Consider the following 23,641-nt stretch of genomic DNA (forward strand, 5'->3'; position numbering starts at 1 on the left):
TGCGCCCCGAGCGGATAGACGCCGCGCGTCGAGCGTTCGACAGGGTGGTCTCTGAGATCGTCAAACGTGAGGGGTTCGAAGACGCGCTGGACCGGGTGGCCTTCATCGGGGTCTCGCAAGGCGCCATCATGGCGCTGGATGGAGTGGCATCGGGTCGTTGGAAGGTCGGCGCTCTCGTCACCTTTGCAGGTCTGTTGGCTCTGCCGCCGACGTCATCTTCAGCACGAACAGATATTCTGATGATGCATGGTGCAGAGGATAAGACAATTCCGCCGTCGGCGACAACTGTCGCGTCTGGCCAACTGCGATCGGCAGGCTTCACGGTGACGTCCAAAATCTATCCTGGGGTCGGTCACACAATATCGTCGGAGGAGGCAAGGGATGCCGTCATCTTCCTTCGCGAAGGCTTCAAATAGCGGTATGGCGATGTACGTTCAACCTCCATTTCTTAACTGGTTATTCAGGCGCGGGTCGACAAGTTGGGCCAACAGGAGTGTAAGACCATGAACAATGCTGACCTATAGTCTGGACCAGCACCATTGATGTCGCAGCTTAGAACATCGCGCATCTCGAATTGCCATTCATACTTTGAGGATTTACTTATGCCCAGACTCGAGGGGAAAACCGCACTCGTAACCGGGGCTGCGCGCGGCATCGGCGCCGCTATCTCACACGCTTTCGCTGACGAAGCGGCAAATGTCATTGTCACTGACATCGACGTGGAAGGTGGCCGGGATCTAGCAAAGGCAATCGGAGCGACGTTCGTCCGACTTGATGTTTCCTCGGAAAACGATTGGATGGAGATTGCCCGTCAGTTCCCGAGGATTGACGTGATTGTCAACAATGCCGGGATTACTGGGTTCGAGGCACCAGTCGACAGCCTTCCGCCTGCTCATGATCCGGAAAACGCTGAACTTTCCGATTGGCGTGCCGTTCATGCTGTGAATTTGGATGGGACTTTCCTCGGTTGCCGTTATGCCATCAGGGCCATGCGGGAAAATGGTGCGGGTTCAATCATCAATATCTCGTCCCGCTCGGGCTTGGTTGGAATCCCGATGGCTGCGGCCTATGCCTCATCCAAAGCGGCAGTTCGCAACCACACCAAGAGCGTCGCTCTCTATTGCGCTAGTCAAAATCTGAACATCCGCTGTAACTCGATCCACCCGGCTGCGGTGATGACCCCGATGTGGGAGCCGATGCTAGGCACAGGCCCGGATCGCAAGGACCGCGAGGCCGCTTTGGTCAGGGACACACCAATGCGCCGTTTTGGTAGGCCGGAAGAAGTCGCTGCGCTGGCTGTGTTGCTGGCTTCCGACGAAGCCGCCTATATGACTGGAGCCGAATTGACCATTGATGGCGGCATTCTTGCCGGATCAGCCGCGGCGCCGGGGAGCTAAAAAAGTGACAGCGCCTGACTGTCGGCCGGTTGCAGGCCAACTGGACTATAGCCACCGTGCTCGTTTGAAGCGGTAATACAGAATGCCGCAGAGAACGAGAATGACAGCCAGAACGACGTAATACCCGTATTGCGACTTCAACTCGGGCATGTTCTCAAAGTTCATGCCGTAAATCCCAGCGATTGCCGTCGGCACTGCCAGGATCGCTGCCCATGCGGCGAGCTGTCGCGTAATTGCGCCTTGCCGCTGTTGCTCCAGAAGATTAGCTGCCTCGAATACGGATGTCACGATATCACGCAACCCGATCACCATGTTTTCGACACGCCGAACATGATCGTGGACGTCCTTGAAGAACGGCCTGGCGTTGTTGTCGACGCAGGGCAATTCAAGGTGGGCGAGCTTGCTGGCAACTTCAGCCATCGGGCCCATCACCCTCTGGAATTTGATGACCTGCCGACGCATTCGGAAGATCCTGCGGATCTGCTCCGGCTCAAGGAAGGAAACGAGAACGTGCTTTTCGATCTCCAGAACCCGGTCTTCTATCGTTTCGACCAAGGGGAGATAACCATCGATGATGAAATCGAGAATGCCGTGGAGAACGTAATCGGGACCATGCGAGAGAAGCTGCGGTGCCTGCTCCAGTTGTTCGCGCAGTTTCTGGTGTGATCGTGCCGACCCATGCCGCACGGTGATGACATGGTTTTGACCGACAAAGATACAGGTCTCGCCATAGGCGATCCTGTCGTTTTCGAGATACGCGGTCTTGGCGACGACGAATAGCTGGTCGCCATAAATATCGACCTTCGGCACCTGCTTGCCATTCAGCGCGTCGTCGACAGACAAGGAATGGAGCCCAAACATCGTCTTTAGAGATGCCATTTCCTCGACTGTTGGATCGGTCAGCCCGATCCATACGATCTCGTTGGCGTTCGCGTCGAAGGGCTGCGAAGAGAGTTCGACTACATCAGCGCGTTTACCGTTGCGATAGAGATAGGATGCGACGATTGTCATCTTTGTCCGATATGCTTCGAGGACTGGAGGGAAGATATTTGACTTCAAGGAACGAATACACGCCAAGCCGACCGGGAGGTAGCGAAGAGAGCCGTTCAGCCGAGGATTTAAGCTATTTCCTACTGAAACCTCAAGACTGACGAGACGGGTATGACGGCGATCAGGTGACCATCGGCGCGAACGACCTCAAAGCTGGTGTGGCTGATGATGTCTCCGAATATTATTTTTTCGGCAAGTGTTTCCCTCGCTGCCTGAAGCGCTTCTCTTATGGCCTGATCGTCACCTGAAAGCACCGCGCCTTCAAAATCGATGGAAAGGGTGTCTGCTTCCCTGACGTGGAAGAAGTACCTTGGCATTTCGAATTCCGATTTTTTTCCCGTACATTAACGGTGAGCAACGGACCGAGAGACCACATTGTTCCAGACCCTACATAGTCTTCGGGCGCAGACTGTCGGCGTGCCGATATGTAAAAAGTTTGAACGGTTCGAGCTGGCGGTCATTCGTTTATACAATGAGCAAATATGCAAGCTTCATCCGACCTTGAGTGAAGCGATGAGTGCCCTCAAGGCTGATGGCGATTGCCTGCGACTGGGATGGTACAGGTAAAATCCGGGGTAGCTGGGACACCAGTCCTTCAAGACCTGGACGAGGGTCCCCGCAGCGATCTCCTCAGCGACGTCATGCTCCATGATATAACCCAGTCCCGCACCTGCACGAACGGCAGCCGCCGGCAGATCGCCATCATTGGCGACCAAAGGGCCGCTGGTGCGGATATTGATCTCCTTGCCGTCCTTCTCGAATTCCCAGGGCAGTAGTCCGCCTGAGGTCGTCAGCCGGTATCCGATACAGGCGTGGCGTTCCAGGTCATAGGGGGTCAACGGCGGAGGATAGCGTTTGAAATAGGATGGCGTTCCCACCACCACCGTCCTTAAATCCGGCCCAAGCTTCACAGCGACCATGTCCTTGGCGACGGCTTCTCCCAGTCGAATGCCCGCATCGAAACCGGCTGTGACGATATCCGTCAGGCCATCATCGATATTGACCTCCACCCGGACATCCGGATTGGCCAGCAAGAAGGCTGGCAGTTTCGGCAGAAGCACCATTCGTGCCGCATAGGCGAAGGTGGTTATCCTGACCGTACCGGAAGGATTGTCGCGCCACTCCGCCAGCGCTTCCAGCCCGCTTTCAATATTGGCGAGCGCCGGATTGAGCGATTGCAGCAGCCTCTCGCCCGGTTCGGTCGGCGCGACACTGCGCGTCGTGCGCGACAAAAGCCGGACGCCCAGCCGCTCCTCCAGCCCGCGCATCGCATGGCTCAGCGCAGAGGGTGACATGCCGAGAATGGCGGCGGCGCGGGTAAAGCTGCGCTCGCGCGCCACCGCCGCGAAGGCCAGGAGATCATTGAGTTCGTTTCGTTCCATTCATGCACTGTGCTCACAAGTTCATGCTGCTATCAATGGCTTATTCTGTGGGACGCTTGTCGTTACATCCTGTTGCACAACAACGATGGAGAACACCGATGGATCTCACCAGTTACCGCACACTCGGCAAATCCGGCCTGATCGTCAGCCCGCTGGCGCTTGGCACCATGACCTTCGGTGCGGAACGCTGGGGTGCCGGAGACGAAACCTCGCGCGCGCTTTTTAATGCCTATGTCGAAGCCGGTGGCAATTTCATCGACACGGCGGATGTCTATTCCGCTGGCCAAAGCGAGGAGATGCTTGGCACATTTGTATCGGACAGCGGCACGCGTGATCGGTTGGTCATTGCCACCAAATCCGGCTTTCCACGCGGGCAGGGCACGCCCTTATGGGGTGGCAACGGTGCCAAGAACATCCGCATGGGTGTGGAAGGCTCGTTGAAGCGGCTGAAAACCGATTACATCGACATGTACTGGATGCATGTGTGGGACCGCACGACGCCAGCAGAAGAGGTTCTTCAGACGCTGACCGATGCGATCCGTGCTGGCAAAATCCTGCATTACGGTTTTTCCAACACACCTGCCTGGTATGTCGCAAAGGTAGCAACGCTTGCGGAAGCGCACGGCCTACCCAAGCCAATCGGTTTGCAATACGCCTATTCGCTGATCGATCGTGGCGTAGAGCTGGACCTTCTTCCGGCAGGTGCCGAGTTCGGTTTGGGTATGGTGCCATGGAGCCCACTTGCGGCTGGGCTGCTGACGGGAAAATACGGTCGCGAAAAAATCAGCGAAGCCAGCCGTGCGCCCGGCCTGCCGGACCGAGCCGGTCCTGTTACCGAAGGTGAAAGCGATGGACGCCTTAACGGTGACAATCCGTTCGGCGGCATGCTGTTCACAAACCGTAACTTTGATATCGTCGATGTTCTGAAGACTGTGGCGTCAGAGGTTGGTCGTTCGCCTGCGGAAGTGGCGCTTGCCTGGGTAGCGAAACGCCCTGGCGTCTCCTCAGTGCTGATCGGCGCCAGCCGGATAGAGCAACTCACCCAAAACATCGCCTCGCTCGACATTGTGCTGAAGGATGAACATATGCAACGGCTGGAAAAAGCGACGGCGCTGCCCGTGCTCAATCCCTATTTTATTTTTCAGATGCCGACTGAAATGGTCTTTGGTGGACAGCAGGTGCGTGGATGGGGAGCGAGCTAAGCAGGTACGGCGTCTTGTAATCTTCTGATATTCGGAGGGAGTTAGATTTAGGGCCCGGTCTTTGCGACCGGGCCCTGGCTACATCAGTGATGATGTTCCGGCATGTCTTTCAATTGGTCTTTCGTCCAGGAAGTGACGGCATGAACATCGCCGTCCTCATCTCGCATGAAATCGAGGTCGCTGAGGGAGACCGCTACCGGCTTTGCGCCAATTCCGAGGAACCCGCCGACGTCGATAATGACCTGGCCGCCTGTTCCGCCATGCACGTGATCAACCTTTCCAACCTTATGGTCATCTGCGCCATATACGGTTGCACCTTCCAGAATTTCTGGGGTCAGCTCTGTCGGCGATAGGCGAACGTGATTCGTATGATCCATTGGTTTTCCTCCTTGCTGGATGATCACGTAACGGCATCACGCGCCTCTGGTTCCTTAATTGGGAAAAGCTTTAACTGACCCCTGACGAACGGCTCTTCTGACGCTCTCACGGAATGTGTTTATATTCGCGAGAGGATCCGGCATTACCATCTGTAGTCGCGATACTCATGTCGCCCACGCCATTCCCGTTGGTCATAGTAATCGCGGCGTTCTCGCCATTCGCGTCTATCGCGCCATTCGCGTCTGGCTTCCCAGCGGTCACGTCTATCCCACCGATCGCGATACTCGCGTGGAGGGCCGTTTGGTCGGCAATAGCCACGTGGGGAAAGGTGGAAGCCGCGTCCGCAAGCGTAGTCGACCTTCTGAACGTCTGAGGCCAAGGGAACCGATGGATGAACTGACGGCATCGCGTTGGCGACGTTGGCAAGCAGACTACCTAGAATTATTCCCGCGCTGAAAATTATCTTGCGCATCTCTCGTCACTCCGTTGAGGGTGATGTGATTTAGCGACCTGCACCGTGAACCATGCCTGAATGAACTTTGACGTTTTCGTGGCGTTGTCAGGTGAGCGATTTCCGAATGCGGCCAAAGCGCGACTGGACCATATTCCGAACCAGACATCGCCAGGGAGGTGAAACTGGTGCCTATTTTCGGGGTATTCTACGCCAGTGTTCTACAGCCTGGCATCTGTCGGTAAGTTTGAAAGGTTCGCGTACGTTCAGGATGCTTAAGCCCAACTGACTGACGCGGTATTGAGCTATGAACAGATCTAGCGAAGCAGTCCGTCAACGTCGAACTCTTCCCAGCCGCCAAGCTTGGGGGCCGAATCCTTGGCGCCGTCTTCCGACGTCATAGACTTTTTTGCAGCCTCTTTCTTGAGCGACCGCGTCAACTTCGCCTGATACGTAGCCCGCTGCCGCTTTTCGGCTTTCGCCTCGGCATCCTCCACACGCCATTCTTCCGCGGCTCCTCTGTCGAGAAGATCCTCCACCACCTTGGGGTCGAACACATGGAACGTAATCTGACGAGCGCGTCCGTTCAGTCTGACGGTCCTCGTACCGGCGCTCGGCAGACGACCGTCTGCAAGCCAACGATGTCGCTCGCTAGTCTTGATCGTAAGGATGTCCTCGATTTCTCGCGGGATGACCGGCATTGCTCCGGCTTCCGCCACCACTTTCGCGACGATAGCCGCTGCCGCGTTGAATGCGGTCTTTTCGTTAGCCGCCATCGCCAGTGTGAGATCGACGCCTTCCAGCGAGATCGACTTTTTAGAGATCGCTGGCAGCCTTGCTTGTATTTCCTGAAGAACGCCGTTCGCCCGAACGGCCGACCCCATTGTTACCGTGGCTGGCAGGGTCCATGTCCTGATCAGTTCGATCTCATCTTTTTCACGCTTCGGCATGTCACACAAATGGTGGTTCAGCGCTTCCAAGTCAACGAGCCTGTTGACAGCAGAAGAGGAACTGCAACCGATCTTTCTTATCCCTCCTTCTTACCGAAACTCTCCATCAGGATGTTCAGCAAGGCTTCCCGTAATCGATGCAGCATGATGCATAAGCGGGCGGATCGTATTCGCCCACGACCGCCCCTTTATCAAGCTTGTTCGTGTCCGATGGCAGTTCGAATACAATCAAACTTAGCCAGAGCTTGCAGAACGCATTGCCACCCAGTGACCCGGTGTCATACCGAAGGCTTTGCGGAAATGGCGGGTAAAATGTGCCTGGTCAGCAAAACCCGCATCTGCTGCCGACTGCGCCAATCCGTTGCCATTAACAATAGACCGTTTCGCCAATTCAAGTTTGCGCATGATGAGGTATCTATGCGGGCTGGTACCTAGCAATCGGCGAAACTGGCGGGCCAATTCGTAACGGTCCAGTCCAGATGCAACCTCTAGCGCTTCAGAGCGCACGACATCGCTGCAATGCCCTTCGATAAAGTCGCGAGCACGAAGAACAGCCGACCGTGCCGGCGCGGCGATGCTTTTGGGCAGTGCACCTGCTTGGCGGGAAAGACCTTCTGCCAGCCGCATCACAACGTCGTCCATAATCAGGTCGCTCGGTTCTTCGCTCAGATCGGCAAGAATCTCCGCCAGTGCCTGCCAGAGTCCGATGTCGGCAACGACCGGATCGGGAACGAATGGAAGGGCGTGACTGTAACCATCGACTGCGCCAATCAGGTCGGGAGGCAGGTAGATCATCCGATAGATCAACCCATCCTCGGTACCTGCAGCACCATCATGCAGCTCGTCGGGATGCAGCACGATCACGTTTCCGGGGCTGCTGAAACGCTCGGTGCCGCGATAGCGGAAGGTCTGTACGCCGTGGAGCGTCAGCCCTAACGCGTAGGTGTCGTGCCGATGCGGCGAAAATGCGTTGCCATGAAACCGGGCTTCCATCCGCTCGACACCGTGTGAGGGCGCGGCGACACGCATACCGTCGGCAAATCCGACTTTGCACGAACGTTCAAGACCGCCCGCCTCGCTCGGAGCTAGGTCTTCCTTTTCTTCAGTACCCCGGACGGAGTTCAACCGCATGTTCGACACCAAGATCGCAATCGTTATCCGCGATGACCTCGCAACCTGGCAGAGGCTGAATGTCACCGCTTTCCTGACAAGTGGCATCGTTGCCCAGACACCAGCCATTATCGGCAAACCATACCGGGATGCGGCTGGGAATGTCTACAATCCCATGACGATCCAGCCGATCGTGGTTCTTGCAGCAGATCAGGAGACGCTGCGCACGATCCATAGGCGGGCTCTCGACCGCGACGTCACAGCCTCGGCTTATATCGAGGAGATGTTTTCAACAGGGCACGACGCTGCCAACAGGGAGGTGTTTTCCCAGTTCGGCCCAGACAATTCGAAACTGGTAGGACTGGCACTTAGAGCCGAAAAGAAGGTGGTCGATAAGATCGTAAAGGGAGCAAAAATGCATCCTTAACGTATCGGAATTCAGTTTTGGGCACCGCGACGCCGTCGAATATAGCCGTCTGCGAAAGCACTTTCACGGGGCCGAATCTTGGTTTAATTAACTTCAGTCGGGACTTTTGCAAAAGTCGGTAAGCGTCTGATCACATATGGTTCTTCAACGCTGCAAGCGTGGCTTGATCGCCCTTACTTCCGTAAAAAACGTGAAGGGCAGTCTCGAACGACGAACCACTCTGGGCGGCGATGCCAAATAACGTCATGCTGGAACGAAACTTAAGGTCATCGGGAGAGCCAAGAATGTCGTGTGCACTGAGGCTGGGATGGCTGAGCATGGCGCGCGTGCACTCCTCCAAACGGGCGCCCAACACAGGATGTTTTAGGTAGGCTTCGGCTTCAGAACGTCCAGAGATCGCGTAAAAGCGGGCAGTTTCCGATCGACCAAGTCCGTGAATTTGCGGAAAGATGAACCACATCCAGTGAGACCTCTTCTGTCCGTCACTCAACTCCTGCAAGGCTTTTGCGTACGTGTCTTGTTGTGCTTTGATGAACCGCGCCAGATCAAATTCCATCCCTGTGTCCTTCGCTCAGCGGGTTAGATTTTTGTCTTCTAGGTGCCATCACATCTCATTCCATTTCCAACTGTGCAAACCATGTAGCGTAGGGCGTGTTCCTGGCGAGATGGCGATTGAAGTCAGGCGCCCCGTCATCCCACCAGACCGGACCGCGTTCTCCAAGGGCAACTTTGGCTGCATCCACTTTCTCTCGAGCTTCGATCATCGCTGGTGAGCCTGCCGATGCATCGCGAACTGCCCGGCGTGCCGCCATCAAATCCTTGACCAGTGCCGTACGGGTTTCCTCATCGAGTTTAGGACTGCTGCGACGCCACAGCCTTCCTTTTACGACGAAGTAACGACCATCGGGCGTGTCCGGATACGTCTTGCTCATTCGAATCCAAGCATCCCTTGTGCCGGTTTCTCATCCTGAGACGGCTTGTCCTCAATCCGCCGAGCCAGTTCTGTCTGTGCGCTGAAGCGCACGTCCACATCCCGATCTGCGATAAACGCGTTGAGTGTTTCGAGGCTGATGCGATCCCAGGGTTTTCCTCGATCCGGTCCGGCAGGCACACGCGGTAGAAGTCCCGGTTCGGTGCTCCATGCCATGCAATCCTCAAGCGATGCTTGGTTCAACATGTCGCGGAGGTGATGAGCCGTAACGTAGGCGTCGGGCATTGCCCTATGCGCGGGGAGGCCGATTTCATGCACCAGTCCGTCGGGCATTCGTTGATAACGCAGCATCTGGTTGGAAAACCGCGGAAGTTGTGGCCAGACACGCAGCGCGCATTTCCATGTGCAGATCCAAGGCGTTCCGCCTGTAAACCGCGGTGTGCAATATCGTTGCTCGAAAGCGGCTCGATGAGCTGCCAAGGCGTCGATACGGCCGGGTGGACGGAGAACGGTTGATGCTATTTCCTTCCAGAAAGGAGCATCCGCGACTTGGGCATCCAGGATATGATGAATCGCCATCGTGTCGGGTGAGATGGGACGGCCAGGGTTGACGAACCGCGCCCCGCGCTCTTCAGTGACCTGCCACTTTCCAACGTGATCGATGACGACATCCTGCCAGCCGATCTCGCAAACGTCGTTCGGGCCATTACCGCCTGTTTCGAGATCGATGACGCGTACCCTGGCTTCGACCACTTCGGTGCTACCTTTCTTCAAGCTTCAGCATTGGTAAGCGCGATCGGCATAGGATGGTTCCTGAATATGAGGCCTGCGGACAGCGGAGCTTGCATGCATTGACAGCCGAAGCTGAGGGATTGATCAGGCTCTCCTGAAATTTATTTTGTACGCGTCACCCAGCACCGTTCCAAATCTTACTCACTGATTCAATTTGCGAATCTCTTGAGTTGCTAAAAATAGAGGACTGCATTCCTAATTTAGCGCCTCTTGACTCCTGTTGAGCGCAGGAACAGAACGTGAACTTCAACATTGAAAACGGCATGAAGCCGTTCCCATAAACGACACGAACCGGAAGGATTGCGTGAACGATGGCTGCTGCGCGCGAGCATGTCATAGCGGATCTGCGTGATCGCATCGCCTCGTTGGAAGGCGTCGTGGCCAAGCAAGCTGAGTGTCTGCCGTTCGGGGTAAGCGCAATCGACGCGGTGCTGCCGGGAGGCGGTCTCGCCAGAGGCGCTCTTCATGAATTTGCAGGAGGGGGCACCGGAACCGTCGATGGGGCAGCCGCGGCCCTGTTCGTGGCAGGCGTTGCCGCCCGCACCAAAGGCAAGATCGTCTGGTGTCTGACACGGCCAGATTTGTTCTTTCCTGCACTCGCGCAAGCAGGTCTCAACGCTAACCGGGTGATCTTCGTGGAAAGCGATCGCGAGGAGGATGTGCTCGCCTCTATGGAGGAGGCGCTGTCCTTCGGTGGGCTCGGCGCTGTCGTCGGCGAGGTCGTGCGACTGCCGATGTTGGCGAGCCGGCGGCTTCAGCTTGCGGCGGAAAAGAAGGGAAGCCTGGCGCTTGTTGTACGCAGGTGGCGACGACAGACGGAAGCCAATGATTTTGGGCAGCCGACGGCGTCGACCACCCGATGGAGGGTAAGTGTGCTGCCGTCGCAGGAGTTACCCGTGCCGGGTATCGGGCGGGCAAGATGGTTGCTGGAACTGATGCGGTCGCGTGCTGGAGAATGTGCCGAATTTATCGTTGGAGCGTGTGATGACCAGGGTCGTATCGATCTACCTTCCGGATCTGTCGACGGATCGCATTCGTCGCGCCGATCCCGGCATTCCGGCTGAACAGGCCATCGCCGTGATCGCAAAATCCGGATCGAAACGCTGGGTGTCGGCGGCAGATGCTCCAGCTAAAAAGGCAGGTCTGCGTGTCGGGATGCAGGCAGCAAAGGCACAAGCGTTGTTTCAAGGGCTGATGATGATCGATGCCGATCCTAAAGCAGACGCCGATGCACTGGAGCGCATCACCTTCTGGGCATTGAGCCAGTATTCTCCGATCGTCGCGGTCGATGCGCCTGATGGCATCGTCATGGACACAGATGGTGCCGACCATCTCCGGGGCGGAGAGCTTGCCATGTTGACGGGGATTGCCAATCGCTTTCGGGGCAGGGGGCTGACGGCCCGTGTTGCCATTGCCGACACATGGGGTGCCGCTCATGCTTGCGCACGTGCCATCACCAGAGAGACAGTGATCGTGCCGCGCGGCGAAACCGTCAAAGCGGTCGAGCGGCTGCCGATCTCCCTGCTGCGTCTGCCCGAAAAGATCATCGGTGATCTGAGAACGCTCGGCTTTCGAACCATCGGTGAGCTTTCTGCGACGCCGCGGGCACCGCTGACACTGCGCTTCGGCCCGGAAATTGCCCGCCGCCTTGACCAGATTTTCGGGCGCATCGGCGAACCCATCGACCCCATCCGCACGCCCGAACTGATCGAAGTCAGCCGCATTTTCCAGGAGCCGATCGGGGCAGCCGAAACGATCGACAAATATGTCGGTCGTCTGGTCATCGAACTTTGCAGCCAGCTCCAGAAAAAGGGTCTGGGTGTTCGCCGTGTCGATCTTATCGTCCACAAGGTCGACAACACAACCCAGGCGCTGCGGGCAGGAACGGCAAAGGCCGCCCGCGATGTCTCCTGGTTGACGAAACTGTTTCGCGACATGACCGAGAAGATCGATCCTGGCTTCGGGATCGAGAAGCTTACCCTTGCGGCGATCATGGTTGAGCCGCTTGAGGAAACACAGAAGGCGTCGTCGCTTGTCGAAGATGAGATCGCGGACATCACTCCGCTCATCGACATCTTCGGCAATCGTGGTCAGCGCGTCTATCGTCTCGCACCCGTTGCCTCCGATGTTCCCGAGCGCAGCGTTCAGAGGATTGCACCTGTTGCAGATGACGTTATCGCCGCCTGGCCGCATCACTGGCCGCGTCCGGTACGACTGCTCGCTCACCCTGAACTGGTCGAGGTCATCGCATTGATGCCCGACCATCCTCCCGTTTCCGTCACATGGCGTGGCAAACGCCGCAAGGTGAAACGCGCCGATGGTCCCGAACGAATATTCGGCGAGTGGTGGCAGCGAACATCCGAGTGGGCCGCAGTCCGGGACTACTTTATCATCGAGGACGAAGCGGGCGAACGCCTTTGGGTTTTCCGGGCTGGCGACGGCGTAGATAGCGAAACCGGGTCGCACAAATGGTTCGTCCAGGGAATATTCGCATGAGATATGCCGAGCTTCAGGTCACCACCCATTTCTCGTTCCTGCGCGGTGCGAGCAGCGCGACCGAACTGTTCGAGACGGCGAAAAGCCTCGGCATCGATGCCATAGGTGTCGTGGATCGCAATTCATTGGCTGGTATTATCCGGGCACTTGAAGCGTCGCGTGCCACCGGCCTTCGTCTCGTCATCGGCTGCCGGCTTGACCTACAGGATGGGATGTCGATCCTGGTCTATCCGACGGACCGCGCCGCCTATTCGCGTTTGACCCGGCTGATCACGCTCGGCAAGGGGCGCGGCGGCAAGAACAACTGCATCCTCCATTGGGACGATGTGATGACCTACGCCGATGGCATGATCGGCATCCTCATACCCGATCTCGCCGACGACACATGCGCCTTGCATCTCAGGAAGATGGCGGAGGTGTTTGGCAGTCGCGCCTATGTTTCCCTTTGCCTGCGCCGCCGGCCTAATGACCAGTTACGGCTTCATGAGATTTCCAACATGGCTATGCGCCACAAGGTCAAAACTGTCGTCACCAACGACGTTCTTTTCCATGAGCCGGGACGGCGGCAGCTTCAGGACATCGTCACTTGCATTCGCACCAAATCGACCATCGACGACGTCGGCTTCGAGCGCGAACGTCATGCCGACAGATATCTCAAGCCGCCAGAGGAAATGGAACGCCTGTTTCCGCGCTATCCCGAAGCACTATGGCGAACCATGGAGATTGTCGATCAGTGCAAGTTCTCGCTTGAGGAATTGACCTATCAGTATCCCGAGGAGGCGATCGTTCCGGGTAAAGACGCGCAACAGTCTCTCGAACATTATGTCTGGGAGTGCGTGCCGGACCGATACCCGGAAGGAATGCCGCCAGACGTTCTGGCGACGGTCCGGCACGAACTTGATCTTATCAAGGCGATGAAATATGCGCCGTATTTTCTGACGGTGTTTTCCATCGTTCAGTTCGCGCGCTCGCAGGGAATCCTCTGCCAGGGGCGCGGATCGGCTGCGAACTCTGCCGTTTGTTATATTCTCGGCGTCACCAGCATCGACCCTTCCACAAATGACCTTTTGTTCGAACGCTTCATCAGCCAAGAGCGCGACGAACCGCCGGATATTGATGTTGATTTCGAACATGAGCGACGCGAAGAGGTCATTCAGTGGATTTACAAGACCTATACCCGCGAGAAGGCAGCCCTGTGTGCGACAGTCAGCCGTTACCGTGCCAAGGGCGCCATTCGCGACGTCGGCAAGGTGCTTGGCCTGCCTGAGGATGTGATCAAGGAATTGTCTTCGGGCATGTGGTCCTGGTCGGAAGAAGTCAGTGATCGCAATGTGAAGGAATTGAACCTCAATCCCGATGACCGCAGGCTGAAACTGACGCTGCAGCTCGCACAGCAACTGATGGGCGCACCACGTCATTTGGGCCAGCACCCCGGCGGCTTCGTGCTGACCCACGACCGCCTCGATGACCTTGTTCCGATCGAACCTGCCACGATGGAAGACCGACAGATCATCGAATGGGACAAGGATGATGTGGAGGCGCTCAAGTTCATGAAGGTCGACGTTCTGGCGCTGGGCATGCTGACCTGCATGTCCAAAGCATTCGACCTGATCCGTGAGCATAAGGACGACGATCTGGATCTCGCAAAAATCACTCAAGAGGATCCAGCTACATATGCGATGATCCGCAAAGCCGACACGTTGGGAACATTCCAGATTGAATCCAGAGCGCAAATGGCTATGTTGCCACGCCTGAAGCCTCGGACATTTTACGATCTGGTCGTCCAGGTGGCGATTGTGCGTCCTGGTCCTATTCAGGGCGATATGGTGCATCCCTATCTTCGCCGCCGCGAAGGCAAGGAAAAGGTCGAATATCCGACGCCGGAACTGGAAGCCGTGCTGGGCAAAACACTGGGCGTGCCGCTGTTTCAGGAAAGCGCGATGCGGGTCGCGATGGTCTGTGCTGGGTTCACCGGGGGAGAGGCTGATCAGTTACGCAAGTCGATGGCGACGTTTAAATTTACAGGCGGTGTCAGCAGGTTCAAGGAGAAGCTGGTCTCCGGCATGGTGCGAAACGGCTATACAGCCGAGTTTGCTGAGAAGACATTTTCGCAGCTCGAAGGCTTTGGGTCCTACGGTTTTCCGGAATCCCATGCTGCCTCTTTTGCGCTGATCGCCTATGCTTCGAATTACATCAAGTGCCATTTCCCGGATGTGTTCTGCGCGGCGCTCCTGAATTCCCAGCCCATGGGTTTTTATGCCGCGGCCCAGATCGTCGGCGACGCCCGCGCGCACGGCGTCGAGATCGGGCCCGTCTGCATCAACCGATCCCGCTGGGACTGCACGCTGGAGCCAATTGGAAACACTGATCGCCACGCCGTGCGCCTGGGGATGCGGATGGTGAAGGGCTTGGCAGCGTCGGATGCGGCTCGAATCGTTGCCGCGCGAATGAACGATCGGTTTAGTTCCGTCGATGATATGTGGCGACGATCCGGTGTTCCGGCAGCATCTCTCGTAGAACTCGCAGAGGCCGACGCCTTCCGGCCATCGCTTCAGCTTGAACGGCGCGATGCGCTTTGGGCGATCAAAGCGCTGCGCGACGAGCCACTGCCGCTGTTTGCCGCCGCTGCAGACCGCGAGCAGAAATCGATCGCCGAACAGTCGGAGCCTGAAGTCGAGCTCCGGCAGATGACCGAAGGCCATAACGTTGTTGCGGACTACGGACACGTCGGCCTGACACTGCGCGAACATCCAATGGCATTCCTACGGGAGAGCTTGACCAAGCGCAGCATGGTGACGTGCGAAGACGCGATGTCCGCCCGCGACGGTCGATGGGTCTACACCGCAGGTCTTGTTCTGGTGCGGCAAAAGCCGGGGAGCGCGAAAGGGGTGATGTTCATCACGATCGAGGACGAGACAGGTCCGGCGAACGTTGTCGTCTGGCCGAGTCTCTTTGAGAAGCGGCGTCGGGTGGTACTCGGATCGAGCATGATGGCCATCAACGGACGAATCCAGCGTGAAGGGGAGGTCGTGCATCTGGTCGCCCAGCAACTATTCGACCTGTCTGCGGACCTCTCCGGTCTGGCTGACATGGATGTCATATTTAAAGCACCATCCGGACGCGGTGACGAGTTCGCTCACGGCTCGGCGGGTGGTGGAGATTCTCGCGATCGACAGAAACCGGTGCCTGAGGCGCGGGATATTTTCGTGGGGGATTTGCACATCGATACGCTGAAGGTGAAAAGTCGCAATTTTCAATAGTTAGGGGGGCGGGAGCTATTCACCTAATGCGAGCGTGAGCGCTGCATCACAGTGAATCAACGTGGTATCGAAAACGGGTACGGACACGACGTCTTGATTGAGCAACATCCCGACTTCGGTACAGCCAAGAATCAGACAGTCCGCGCCGCGCTCGACAAGACGCGCAGCAATTCCTCGGTAGGCTGTCCTGCTTTCCTCTGTGACGATATCCCGACAAAGCTCTTCATAAATGATGCGGTGGGTTTCGGCTCGGTCCGGAGAATCCGGGACGAGATGAGAAAGACCCGCTGCTTTCAGTCGGTCTAGGTAGAAGGACTGTTTCATTGTGAATGCAGTTGCCATGAGGCCCGGCGTTCGCAAATCCTGCTTCTTGATGCGCGCGGCGGTCGCGTCTGCAATGTGCAGCAATGGAATAGAAACGCCCTGCATCATCGCATCCGAAAGCTTGTGCATCGTGTTTGTCGCGAGAATGATGAAATCGGCACCGCCACGCTCCAAGGCTTTCGCCTCGCGGTTAAGAATGTCGCCCGCGTCTTCCCAGCTTCCAGATGCCTGGAGGGTCTCTATCGTCGCGAAATCAAGCGAACGGATGAGCAATTCGGGCGAGTGAAGCCCTCCGAGACGTTCTCGAGTCATCCTGCAGAGCTCGCGATAATAAATTTGCGTGGAGGCAGCGGACATGCCGCCGAGTATCCCGATCGTCTTCATTCTGATCCCGTTGCGCCAAATGTCGCGAACTAATTCCGTTAGGTTTTTACCCAAATTGTAGTGTAGTCGATTCGGCTTCTTCCGGCATTGTGGCTTCGAGACTTGAGATACCTTTGCTGTTAAACTTCGGCCATATCAGGAAGCAACCGGTGGCAGGAGACGACCAATGTTTACCCACGTGATGATCGGCAGCAACCACCTCGACCAGTCGAAAGCCTTTTACGATGCTACCTTCATTGCTCTAGGAGGCAAGCCCGGCACGATCGATGATCGAGGCAGACTTATTTACATCCATAACAGCAGCCGTCTTATGGTCACGACGCCCATCGATGGGAAGCCAGCGACGGTCGCCAATGGCGCGACGATCGGGCTCGTCGCTCCGAGTCAAGAGCATGTGAAAGCCTGGCACGACGCAGGGACCAGCCACGGCGGGAAATCGATCGAGACCCCACCATCTGAACGTCCGAACGGCTCTTTTGTGGCCTATCTCCGTGATCCAGACGGACACAAGTTGACCGCACGCACGCTACCGTCAGCTTGAGTTGGCCATAACCTCTATGGTTTTTGTCATCAGTGGAAACTTTCTGGAAAACGGATGCCGAAGCGTCGCGATAAATCAAACCTGCCTTCAAAGATTTGCCCGGTTTGCGGACGACCGTTTTCATGGCGAAAGAAATGGGAGAAGAACTGGGATAGCGTCAAGTTTTGTTCGCAACGTTGTCGAGAGACGAAACGGCTAACTTAACGACGGCGGGAAGGGGAGCAACAATCCGGCTGGCAATGCTGCACGCTGTTTTCCTCGCACATTGAACAAGCGCCATAGTACGCTCTGAAACTTAAACGTTCACGGTGGATTGCCCCACAAGCGGCCCTCGCCTTAATTCAAGAAATGCTTATTCCAGGGTATATAGCTTACGTCCTCGGAGCAGAAATGCTTAATATCAGGAATGACAGAACCTACGCCCGAACAAATAGAAAAACTCGCTACCGCCTTTGAGCGCTTTACCCGTCGTTTCAAGGTCGCGGAGGCAGCGGCCGTTATGCAAAACTCGCTCAACCCCCTCGATATTCAGGCGCTTCTTTTTATCGATGAGCATCCCGAGTGTAACCTCGGGGATGTTGCCCGGCACCTTCAGGTCGCTCTGACGACAATGTCGTCTTCGGCTGACCGGCTGGTCCGTCGGGACATGATTGAACGGCAGCGGCCAGAGGCGAACCGCAGGTCGGTGGCTCTGACGATCACGAACGAGGGGCAGCAAGCCGTTGCAGGCTATATCGATGGATATCGAGCATCCTGCAAAGCGATGCTGCAGGCCCTCGATTCCGTCGACCAAACCGAATTTCTGAGGCTTACCCAACAAATTGCAAAATACGAAGGTTGAATATTACGAATTTCGTAGTATGTATCTGACATCGAAATGATCAGGGACGTCATCATGACCCACACATCGCCCATTGCGCTCATTACGGGAGCAAACAAGGGTATTGGCCTCGCCGTTGCGCGGCAGCTTGGCGCAGCCGGACACACAGTCTGGCTGGGATGCCGAGACATGTCACGGGGCGAGATGGCAGCTTGCGAACTGCGAGGAAACGGCGTTGACGCCCGTGCAGTGCAACTCGATGTCACGGACGATGAGAGCGTTTCCAACGCCGCCAAAACCGTCAAGAGTGCAGTGGGGCATCTCGACGTATTGGTCAACAACGCCGGGCTCATGTTTGGTCCGCCTCCCTCGCTTGCCGAGGAGTCAATTGACGAGATGCAGCGGATGTTCAACACCAACGTATTCGGGGTGATGCGCGTCACTCAAGCCTTTTTGCCGTTGTTGCGCAATTCGAAGGCGGCGCGGATCGTAATGATGAGCAGCGGCCTAAGTTCGTTGACGGATGCTTTGGACATGCGGAGCGAAACATGGACGGTCAGCTTCGGCGGATACTGTGCCTCCAAGACTGCGCTGAACATGTTGACCGTCAAGCTTGCCAAGGAGCTGGATCGGCAAGGGATCAAAGTCAACGCGGTGGACCCCGGTCTGACATCGACAGATATGACAGGCAACGGGCCGGGGCACTCACCTGAAGATGGTGCACGTCCTGCATTCGCTCTAGCGACGACCCACGCATATGGACCCACAGCAGGTTTCTACGCTTGCGCTCCATCAGGCGAACTTGTGCAAAAGAGTTGGTGATACGCATTCAGCGATGATGGGATGCGGGCCGACCGGCTCCGCATCCCGTTGTCTCATTCGAGCCAAGTGCTGCCTTGGCAACTTCGCACCACCAGCGGGCGTAGCGACTTTAAGAGAAGCTGTGTGACGAGCTGGTTTTCGTTTCAGCAAGGCCCAAGGCAATGATGCTCTGGGCAGGCACTTGTTCAGACCTGCGCGGCGCCACCGTCAGCAAAGACTTCGCTGCCGGTCATGAAGCTACTGTCCTCCGAAGCAAGGAACAGTGCTACAGCCGCGATCTCGTCAGGGTTTGCGACCCGCTCGAGTGGAATCTGCGCTGCAAGTCCTTCAAGCAACGCAGCCTCCTCTGCAGGTATTACAAGACCCTTTAGACCCGGCGTCTCTGTGGCACCGGGAGACAGTACGTTAACCCGGATACCTGACCCCTTGAGATCCAAGGCCCAGCTACGGGCAAAGTTGCGTATCGCTGCCTTCGTCGCGCTGTAGACGCTGAACGCTGCAGTTCCCATTGAGCCGGTTGTCGATCCGGTGAGGATGATTGAACCACCCGCCTGCATCAGCGGCAATGCTTTCTGCACTGTGAACAAGGTCCCTTTAACGTTGATGCTGAATGTCTGATCGAACGAAGCCTCGTCAATTGCACCAAGGGGTGCAAACAAGCCTACACCCGCATTGGCGAAGAGGATGTCTATCCGCCCGCTCTTTTCCCGCACCAAATCGAACACACGGCCTAGGTCGTCCAGCCGCGACACGTCGCCCTGTACGGCCGTTACCCCAGCGCCAATCGCTTCAACCGCTTTGTCAAGTTCCTCTTGGCGGCGGCCGGTGATAAAGATCTCGGCCCCTTCTGCAACGAACCGTTTCGCTGTCGCTAGACCGATCCCGCTGTTCCCGCCAGTGATGACAGCTATTTTGCCTTCAAGTCTGCCCATCGAAATCTCCTTTCATGATGTCATGTGAGCTCAACATAGACATCCGCTTTCCTAATTAATAGTATGCACCTTTTGGTAAGTATGAGGAGCATCCTGAATGGCCACGTCCAATTTTGTCTGCGGGCTCGACGTCTCACTCGCTGTCATTGGCGGGAAATGGAAGCCGCTGATCCTTTTTCACCTAGCTTACGAAGCTCGACGTTATGGTGACCTCAGGCGTGCAATTGGCAACGTCAGTGACAAGATGCTCATTCAGCAGCTCAAAGAGCTAGAGGCCGACGGGATTGTTGATCGGCGCGACTTCAAGAAGATCCCTCCAAAAGTCGAATATTCGCTCACTCCATTCGGCGAAACGCTAGCTGAGGCGCTGAAGCCTCTTTGTGCTTGGGGAACGCAACACATGTCGGAGGTTGAGAAAGTGATGTCACGACGAGAACCTGTGGCTTTGAAGATCGCTTGATACCTTCGGCTAAACGACCGCCTCGGGCCAACAGGCACCTTGCGCTTTGCCTCAAACGCAGACATGAACTGCTTCGATGTTGACGGCTGGAAATGGGCCGCAAGGAGAACGGCGTTCCCTTTTGCAAGAGTCATGAAGCGGACATACCGCTTAGAAAATAGAGCTTCATGCAGGCGAGCCGTCACTGCGAAACGGCCACGATAACCTTTCCTCTGGCTGAAACGAAGTGTCGCTTTAATCGGGCAGACTGTCCGAAAAGTCTGACCGTGCGATTGAACGACGCTATCTATTGTTGATTTTTGGGTAGGCTGTCTGTGAGCTCATAGTAGTCGCCTTTGTCCGCGACAAAGATGTGCATTTTCAGTTTGGTTTGAGTGGGGCTGTCCAGCGCACCCATGGCGACACCTATCCAATCGCGATGAGGAGGGTCCCAGAACAGTGACGACCCGCATGTTGAGCAGAAACCTCGTCTCACCTTTTCTGAGGAATGATACCAAGTGATGCTTCCCTCTCCCGAGATTGTGATCTGATCCCTGGGCACGTCGGTAGAAGCGAAGAAATGGCCAGACTGTTTCCGACACTTCATGCAATGGCACGCATCCGGCGCATGTAACTCACCTTCAATCTCAAAGGCCACTGCGCCACATAGGCATGCTCCTTTATGCATATGAATTTCCTTAGACCTGGCTGCTGAATCGACGCCGAGGATTCCATAGGTTGGAACGCAAAAGGAATCACGGAAGTCATTCCGTCGAGGCCGCTGACCCTAACAGGCGAAAGTTCCGGTTGGTAGTGAATGGCGCCGTGGCGGAACGCGCCCAATAAAGCGGACATTGACATCTACACCAAGCGATTTTGATGTAGAGGCTCGCCTATGAAAGCGCCGGGTGTTGTAGCGGTTACCTGCCTGAACGCGCAGGAAAACGCGGCAGTGCTTGAGAAGCCTGCGTCGCTCGCAACGTCGGCGATTGACTTGCCTAGGGCAAGCTGCTCCATGGCTTTTACAATCCGAGCCCGCTGCCTCCAGGCTTTGAGCGTCATTCCCGTCTCCATCGGGAACAGGCGGCTTGCTGTCCGAACCGAGGTTGCGGCTCGCGATGCCAACTCGCTCACGTCCAAGCGATTGCGATGATCGCCAAGAGCGATCTCAGCCACGCGCTTTGCGACAGGATTGCTGGGCATTGGAAGGTAGGTCGGCGCTCCTGACACTGCGCTCAATTCAAGCAGTATCAGCCTCAACACAAGTTCTGCTTTAATCAACGATGCATCGTGTTCGACGGCTGCGGCAAGCAGGGAGTGCAGTAACGGTGTAACCTTCGATGCGAAGGCGCGATCCGGGAAATTGGAAGGAGCCCAGGTTGCGATTGCAGATGGTTGCCACTGCACCATCCAAAGCTCAGCATCCGTTATGATATCCAGGCGATGGGGAACCCCTGCCGGAATCCATGCCGCAAGCTGAGGAGGCACAAGCCAGACACCTTCGTCTGTATGAAGCTGAATCATACCAGACGCAGCATAGGTGAGTTGCGCCTCATCATGACTATGTAACTGCAAGGCTGAACCGCGCGGTTTGCTCATGCGGTGGATATTGAAAAGTGGGTGCATATGGAGTGGCCTGTCCGCGATGCGGATTGGCATCACATCGAGAAACTACATGTATATGAAAGAGCAGGTCAATATTTAGGTGACGTAATTATGAGAGCTGTTGTTGTCCGGGAGTACGGGTCTAAAGATGTGGTGGAGATCGCTGAGGTCGATCGGCCAGAGCCGGGGGTCGGCGAGGTCTTGGTGAAGGTTCACGCGGCAGGTGTGAACCCGGTTGACTGGAAAATTCGCGGTGGTATGGGCCAGCGCATGGGGATGACCCTGCCGATTCACCTCGGAGGCGAACTTGTCGGCACAATCGAGAAGATTGGTGCTGGTGTCGATAACTTTCAGCAGGGTGAGACCATCTTCGGCATGGTCCACACCGGTGCTTTTGCAGACTATGCGGTTGCTAAAGCAACCAATGTCGTGCGTACTCCTCATAATATCGACGTTATCCACGCAGCGGCCCTTCCACTAGCAGGCTCCACTGCGTGGCAGGCACTTTTCGATGAAGCAAGACTTTGTGCCGGACAACGTCTCCTCATCACGAACAGTTCGGGCGGCGTCGGTTCTCTTGCCGTTCAGTTCGCCAAGGCCTGCGGGGCGCATGTCACAGCGGTAGCGTCGGGTCGCAACGAAGAATTCGTTCGTGCTCTGGGTGCCGACGAGTTCATCGACTACACAACCCAACCCTTTGAAGACGCGGCAAGCGAAGTCGACATCGTCTTCGACACAATGGGAGGCGAGACATTTCAGCGTGCTTTCAAAACCCTCAAGAAGGCCGGTTTCATGGTCACCGTCGTAGCCTTCCCCAACGACGAAGCAGAGCGCTATGGTGTTAGCGTAAAGCGATCTTTCACCGTTCCGAGCGCGCGTAACCTGGTGTCGATTGCTGAACTGGTCGAGGCTGGCAAGGTGGTAGCACACGTCGATACGGTTCTGCAGTTGGCAGAGATCAGGCAGGCACTTACGCTATCTGAGGCTGGTCGCGCCCGTGGCAAGATCGTTCTCACTCCAGCAGCCTAGTTCCGCTTATTTTTGAGGTCTTTCTTTCCACTAATGACAGCTAGGACAAAATTGAAGGCGAACGCCGGTAAGATCGGCTGGATGGCTCTCAATCGATCAAACTTCACCCTGCTTGCGCCGCTTTCAGATGGATTTGTCGAACAATTCTGCGTCAGTTTGATAAGTGAAGCGGCAGAAGAGGTTATCCTCGGCACTGCGTTCGATGGCGCGGGTGATGTCGAGGGCTGCGACCTGCACAAGGCAAGTGACCTTGCCACTAGGATGGAAGTCCAACTTGGGATGGGAGAAGGGCTTGGCTATTTCAATTTGAAATCCGTCGAGCAACGCGATCGTTTCCGACGAAACAATCCTGACGTCGCCGCCCGCGTCGAGCGTGTCCTTGGTCGAGAGATGGAGCGCAGCCGGGAAATCGTGACGTGTTTCCGAAGCGCCATCGAAAGGATCGCCGACGTCCTGGTGGAGAAGGCCGTCATCGAAGGAGAAGAGGTCAGGACCATTTTGAGGGAGACTTCAAGATGACAGAAAATAAACCTGCGCAGGAGGCGGACTGGAGGCTTGTACGGCGCACCGTCAAGGAAAACGGCATCAACGATGGACGCGTGCGTGTAGTAACCATTATAATCAGGTAGTTCGCGATCACGAAACGTGTTGCGCGTGATCTCACGATAGATCGTCGAGCGATGACGACCAAGTTGGCGCGCCATTTCGTTGATCGGAACTTTGGCCGCCATCAGATGATGCAAGCGTCGACGGTCGGGGAGGGTGAGCTGCGAATAGCATCTGGACATGCCAAAATCTCCAAAGTGAAGCCATTGAAATTACTGGCATGTCGCACTTGAAAATAGAATATACCCGGCGACATAGAATGTGGCAGAGGAATTGAAATGTCCGCCGCTGTGCAAACTAGAAATGTCCAATT

Annotated in this window: 28 protein-coding genes and 1 pseudogene; 14 read left to right on the plus strand and 15 right to left on the minus strand. The window is 56.2% G+C overall.

The window, feature by feature from the left end; all coding sequences use genetic code 11:
• Window positions 1-416: alpha/beta hydrolase (locus tag QRN55_RS23920; RefSeq protein WP_284778559.1), on the plus strand; the 416-nt coding region annotated here is incomplete at its 5' end.
• Window positions 417-602: 186 nt separating this feature from the next.
• On the plus strand, window positions 603-1,397 hold the full coding sequence (locus tag QRN55_RS23925; protein WP_113494177.1) for an SDR family oxidoreductase: 795 nt from the start codon (window positions 603-605) through the stop codon (window positions 1,395-1,397).
• Between the two features lie 45 nt (window positions 1,398-1,442).
• On the opposite strand, the gene corA is transcribed toward QRN55_RS23925, so the two are convergent.
• The 3 genes from corA to QRN55_RS23940 all read right to left on the minus strand — a co-directional run bounded on the left by corA (window position 1,443) and on the right by QRN55_RS23940 (window position 3,829).
• The gene (gene corA, locus QRN55_RS23930) at window positions 1,443-2,408 is read right to left on the minus strand and encodes a magnesium/cobalt transporter CorA (RefSeq protein WP_233125092.1); all 966 of its coding nucleotides are present in this window, start codon (window positions 2,406-2,408) and stop codon (window positions 1,443-1,445) included.
• Window positions 2,409-2,527: 119 nt separating this feature from the next.
• Window positions 2,528-2,764 (minus strand): DUF6894 family protein, encoded by a 237-nt coding sequence (locus tag QRN55_RS23935; protein WP_183896896.1) that lies wholly within the window; start codon window positions 2,762-2,764, stop codon window positions 2,528-2,530.
• A gap of 174 nt (window positions 2,765-2,938) precedes the next feature.
• Window positions 2,939-3,829, minus strand: a complete 891-nt coding sequence (locus tag QRN55_RS23940) for a LysR family transcriptional regulator (protein ID WP_113494175.1) — start codon at window positions 3,827-3,829, stop codon at window positions 2,939-2,941.
• Window positions 3,830-3,927: 98 nt separating this feature from the next.
• Between QRN55_RS23940 and QRN55_RS23945 the strand changes: the two genes are divergently transcribed.
• Entirely contained in the window at window positions 3,928-5,031 is a 1,104-nt protein-coding gene (locus tag QRN55_RS23945) for an aldo/keto reductase (RefSeq protein ID WP_183896894.1), read from the plus strand.
• 83 nt (window positions 5,032-5,114) lie between these two features.
• Here QRN55_RS23945 and QRN55_RS23950 read toward each other — a convergent pair whose 3' ends face one another.
• The 4 genes from QRN55_RS23950 to QRN55_RS23960 all read right to left on the minus strand — a co-directional run bounded on the left by QRN55_RS23950 (window position 5,115) and on the right by QRN55_RS23960 (window position 7,941).
• Window positions 5,115-5,408 (minus strand): PRC-barrel domain-containing protein, encoded by a 294-nt coding sequence (locus QRN55_RS23950; protein ID WP_183896893.1) that lies wholly within the window; start codon window positions 5,406-5,408, stop codon window positions 5,115-5,117.
• Window positions 5,409-5,551: 143 nt separating this feature from the next.
• The gene (locus tag QRN55_RS24540; RefSeq protein WP_252094042.1) at window positions 5,552-5,881 is read right to left on the minus strand and encodes a GCG_CRPN prefix-to-repeats domain-containing protein; all 330 of its coding nucleotides are present in this window, start codon (window positions 5,879-5,881) and stop codon (window positions 5,552-5,554) included.
• 296 nt (window positions 5,882-6,177) lie between these two features.
• The gene (locus tag QRN55_RS23955; RefSeq protein ID WP_113494171.1) at window positions 6,178-6,810 is read right to left on the minus strand and encodes a hypothetical protein; all 633 of its coding nucleotides are present in this window, start codon (window positions 6,808-6,810) and stop codon (window positions 6,178-6,180) included.
• A gap of 234 nt (window positions 6,811-7,044) precedes the next feature.
• Window positions 7,045-7,941, minus strand: a complete 897-nt coding sequence (locus QRN55_RS23960; RefSeq protein ID WP_233125091.1) for an AraC family transcriptional regulator — start codon at window positions 7,939-7,941, stop codon at window positions 7,045-7,047.
• On the opposite strand from QRN55_RS23960, the gene QRN55_RS23965 reads away from it, so the two are divergent.
• The gene (locus tag QRN55_RS23965) at window positions 7,940-8,347 is read left to right on the plus strand and encodes a DUF2000 family protein (protein WP_113494169.1); all 408 of its coding nucleotides are present in this window, start codon (window positions 7,940-7,942) and stop codon (window positions 8,345-8,347) included. The two genes, QRN55_RS23960 and QRN55_RS23965, sit on opposite strands and share 2 nt — an antisense overlap.
• Before the next feature lie 130 nt (window positions 8,348-8,477).
• On the opposite strand, the gene QRN55_RS23970 is transcribed toward QRN55_RS23965, so the two are convergent.
• From QRN55_RS23970 to QRN55_RS23980, 3 genes are read right to left on the minus strand one after another with little or no spacing between them, the layout of a single operon-like run.
• Window positions 8,478-8,903 (minus strand): DUF1810 domain-containing protein, encoded by a 426-nt coding sequence (locus QRN55_RS23970; RefSeq protein WP_233125090.1) that lies wholly within the window; start codon window positions 8,901-8,903, stop codon window positions 8,478-8,480.
• A 55-nt stretch (window positions 8,904-8,958) separates the two neighbouring features.
• Window positions 8,959-9,279 (minus strand): hypothetical protein, encoded by a 321-nt coding sequence (locus tag QRN55_RS23975; protein WP_233125089.1) that lies wholly within the window; start codon window positions 9,277-9,279, stop codon window positions 8,959-8,961.
• Window positions 9,276-10,052, minus strand: a complete 777-nt coding sequence (locus QRN55_RS23980) for an exonuclease domain-containing protein (protein WP_233125088.1) — start codon at window positions 10,050-10,052, stop codon at window positions 9,276-9,278. Before QRN55_RS23980 ends, QRN55_RS23975 begins: the two co-directional genes overlap by 4 nt.
• 329 nt (window positions 10,053-10,381) lie before the next feature.
• On the opposite strand from QRN55_RS23980, the gene QRN55_RS23985 reads away from it, so the two are divergent.
• Genes QRN55_RS23985 through QRN55_RS23995 form a run of 3 tightly spaced genes read left to right on the plus strand, consistent with a single transcriptional unit; the run spans window position 10,382 to window position 15,826 of the window.
• Window positions 10,382-11,134 (plus strand): ImuA family protein, encoded by a 753-nt coding sequence (locus tag QRN55_RS23985; RefSeq protein ID WP_233125087.1) that lies wholly within the window; start codon window positions 10,382-10,384, stop codon window positions 11,132-11,134.
• Complete coding sequence (locus QRN55_RS23990) at window positions 11,055-12,566, plus strand: Y-family DNA polymerase (RefSeq protein WP_233125086.1); 1,512 nt, start codon at window positions 11,055-11,057, stop codon at window positions 12,564-12,566. The genes QRN55_RS23985 and QRN55_RS23990 overlap by 80 nt, the downstream gene beginning before the upstream one ends.
• On the plus strand, window positions 12,563-15,826 hold the full coding sequence (locus tag QRN55_RS23995; RefSeq protein ID WP_233125085.1) for an error-prone DNA polymerase: 3,264 nt from the start codon (window positions 12,563-12,565) through the stop codon (window positions 15,824-15,826). The genes QRN55_RS23990 and QRN55_RS23995 overlap by 4 nt, the downstream gene beginning before the upstream one ends.
• Window positions 15,827-15,841: 15 nt before the next feature.
• On the opposite strand, the gene QRN55_RS24000 is transcribed toward QRN55_RS23995, so the two are convergent.
• Window positions 15,842-16,534, minus strand: a complete 693-nt coding sequence (locus QRN55_RS24000) for an aspartate/glutamate racemase family protein (RefSeq protein ID WP_233125084.1) — start codon at window positions 16,532-16,534, stop codon at window positions 15,842-15,844.
• A gap of 166 nt (window positions 16,535-16,700) precedes the next feature.
• Here QRN55_RS24000 and QRN55_RS24005 point away from each other — a divergent pair, with 166 nt between their 5' ends.
• The 4 genes from QRN55_RS24005 to QRN55_RS24020 all read left to right on the plus strand — a co-directional run bounded on the left by QRN55_RS24005 (window position 16,701) and on the right by QRN55_RS24020 (window position 18,717).
• Window positions 16,701-17,075, plus strand: a complete 375-nt coding sequence (locus tag QRN55_RS24005; protein WP_233125083.1) for a VOC family protein — start codon at window positions 16,701-16,703, stop codon at window positions 17,073-17,075.
• Between the two features lie 54 nt (window positions 17,076-17,129).
• Window positions 17,130-17,279 carry a DUF2256 domain-containing protein gene (locus tag QRN55_RS24010; protein ID WP_233125082.1) on the plus strand — a complete coding sequence of 50 codons (150 nt, stop codon included), beginning with the start codon at window positions 17,130-17,132 and terminating at the stop codon, window positions 17,277-17,279.
• A gap of 202 nt (window positions 17,280-17,481) precedes the next feature.
• The gene (locus tag QRN55_RS24015; RefSeq protein ID WP_045232626.1) at window positions 17,482-17,916 is read left to right on the plus strand and encodes a MarR family winged helix-turn-helix transcriptional regulator; all 435 of its coding nucleotides are present in this window, start codon (window positions 17,482-17,484) and stop codon (window positions 17,914-17,916) included.
• A 54-nt stretch (window positions 17,917-17,970) separates the two neighbouring features.
• Window positions 17,971-18,717 (plus strand): SDR family oxidoreductase, encoded by a 747-nt coding sequence (locus QRN55_RS24020; protein WP_233125081.1) that lies wholly within the window; start codon window positions 17,971-17,973, stop codon window positions 18,715-18,717.
• A gap of 185 nt (window positions 18,718-18,902) precedes the next feature.
• Here QRN55_RS24020 and QRN55_RS24025 read toward each other — a convergent pair whose 3' ends face one another.
• Complete coding sequence (locus QRN55_RS24025) at window positions 18,903-19,649, minus strand: SDR family NAD(P)-dependent oxidoreductase (protein WP_233125080.1); 747 nt, start codon at window positions 19,647-19,649, stop codon at window positions 18,903-18,905.
• Between the two features lie 97 nt (window positions 19,650-19,746).
• On the opposite strand from QRN55_RS24025, the gene QRN55_RS24030 reads away from it, so the two are divergent.
• Window positions 19,747-20,109: a winged helix-turn-helix transcriptional regulator gene (locus tag QRN55_RS24030; RefSeq protein ID WP_233125079.1), complete on the plus strand. Its 363-nt coding sequence runs from the start codon at window positions 19,747-19,749 to the stop codon at window positions 20,107-20,109.
• 286 nt (window positions 20,110-20,395) lie between these two features.
• On the opposite strand, the gene QRN55_RS24035 is transcribed toward QRN55_RS24030, so the two are convergent.
• Both QRN55_RS24035 and QRN55_RS24040 read right to left on the minus strand, forming a co-directional pair.
• Window positions 20,396-20,776, minus strand: a complete 381-nt coding sequence (locus tag QRN55_RS24035) for a GFA family protein (RefSeq protein ID WP_233125078.1) — start codon at window positions 20,774-20,776, stop codon at window positions 20,396-20,398.
• 173 nt (window positions 20,777-20,949) lie between these two features.
• Entirely contained in the window at window positions 20,950-21,714 is a 765-nt protein-coding gene (locus tag QRN55_RS24040) for an AraC family transcriptional regulator (protein WP_233125077.1), read from the minus strand.
• A gap of 90 nt (window positions 21,715-21,804) precedes the next feature.
• Here QRN55_RS24040 and QRN55_RS24045 point away from each other — a divergent pair, with 90 nt between their 5' ends.
• Together QRN55_RS24045 and QRN55_RS24050 are read left to right on the plus strand one after the other, a co-directional pair.
• Complete coding sequence (locus QRN55_RS24045) at window positions 21,805-22,722, plus strand: NADP-dependent oxidoreductase (RefSeq protein WP_284778561.1); 918 nt, start codon at window positions 21,805-21,807, stop codon at window positions 22,720-22,722.
• Between the two features lie 51 nt (window positions 22,723-22,773).
• Window positions 22,774-23,241 carry a M41 family metallopeptidase gene (locus QRN55_RS24050; RefSeq protein WP_233125075.1) on the plus strand — a complete coding sequence of 156 codons (468 nt, stop codon included), beginning with the start codon at window positions 22,774-22,776 and terminating at the stop codon, window positions 23,239-23,241.
• 83 nt (window positions 23,242-23,324) lie between these two features.
• On the opposite strand, the pseudogene QRN55_RS24055 reads toward QRN55_RS24050, so the two are convergent.
• Window positions 23,325-23,510 (minus strand): annotated as a pseudogene (locus QRN55_RS24055) (helix-turn-helix domain-containing protein); the annotation flags it as partial.
• Window positions 23,511-23,641 lie beyond the last annotated feature (131 nt).

The sequence above is a fragment of the Agrobacterium sp. lyk4-40-TYG-31 genome (genome assembly GCF_030209855.1).
Lineage (GTDB): Bacteria > Pseudomonadota > Alphaproteobacteria > Rhizobiales > Rhizobiaceae > Agrobacterium > Agrobacterium vaccinii.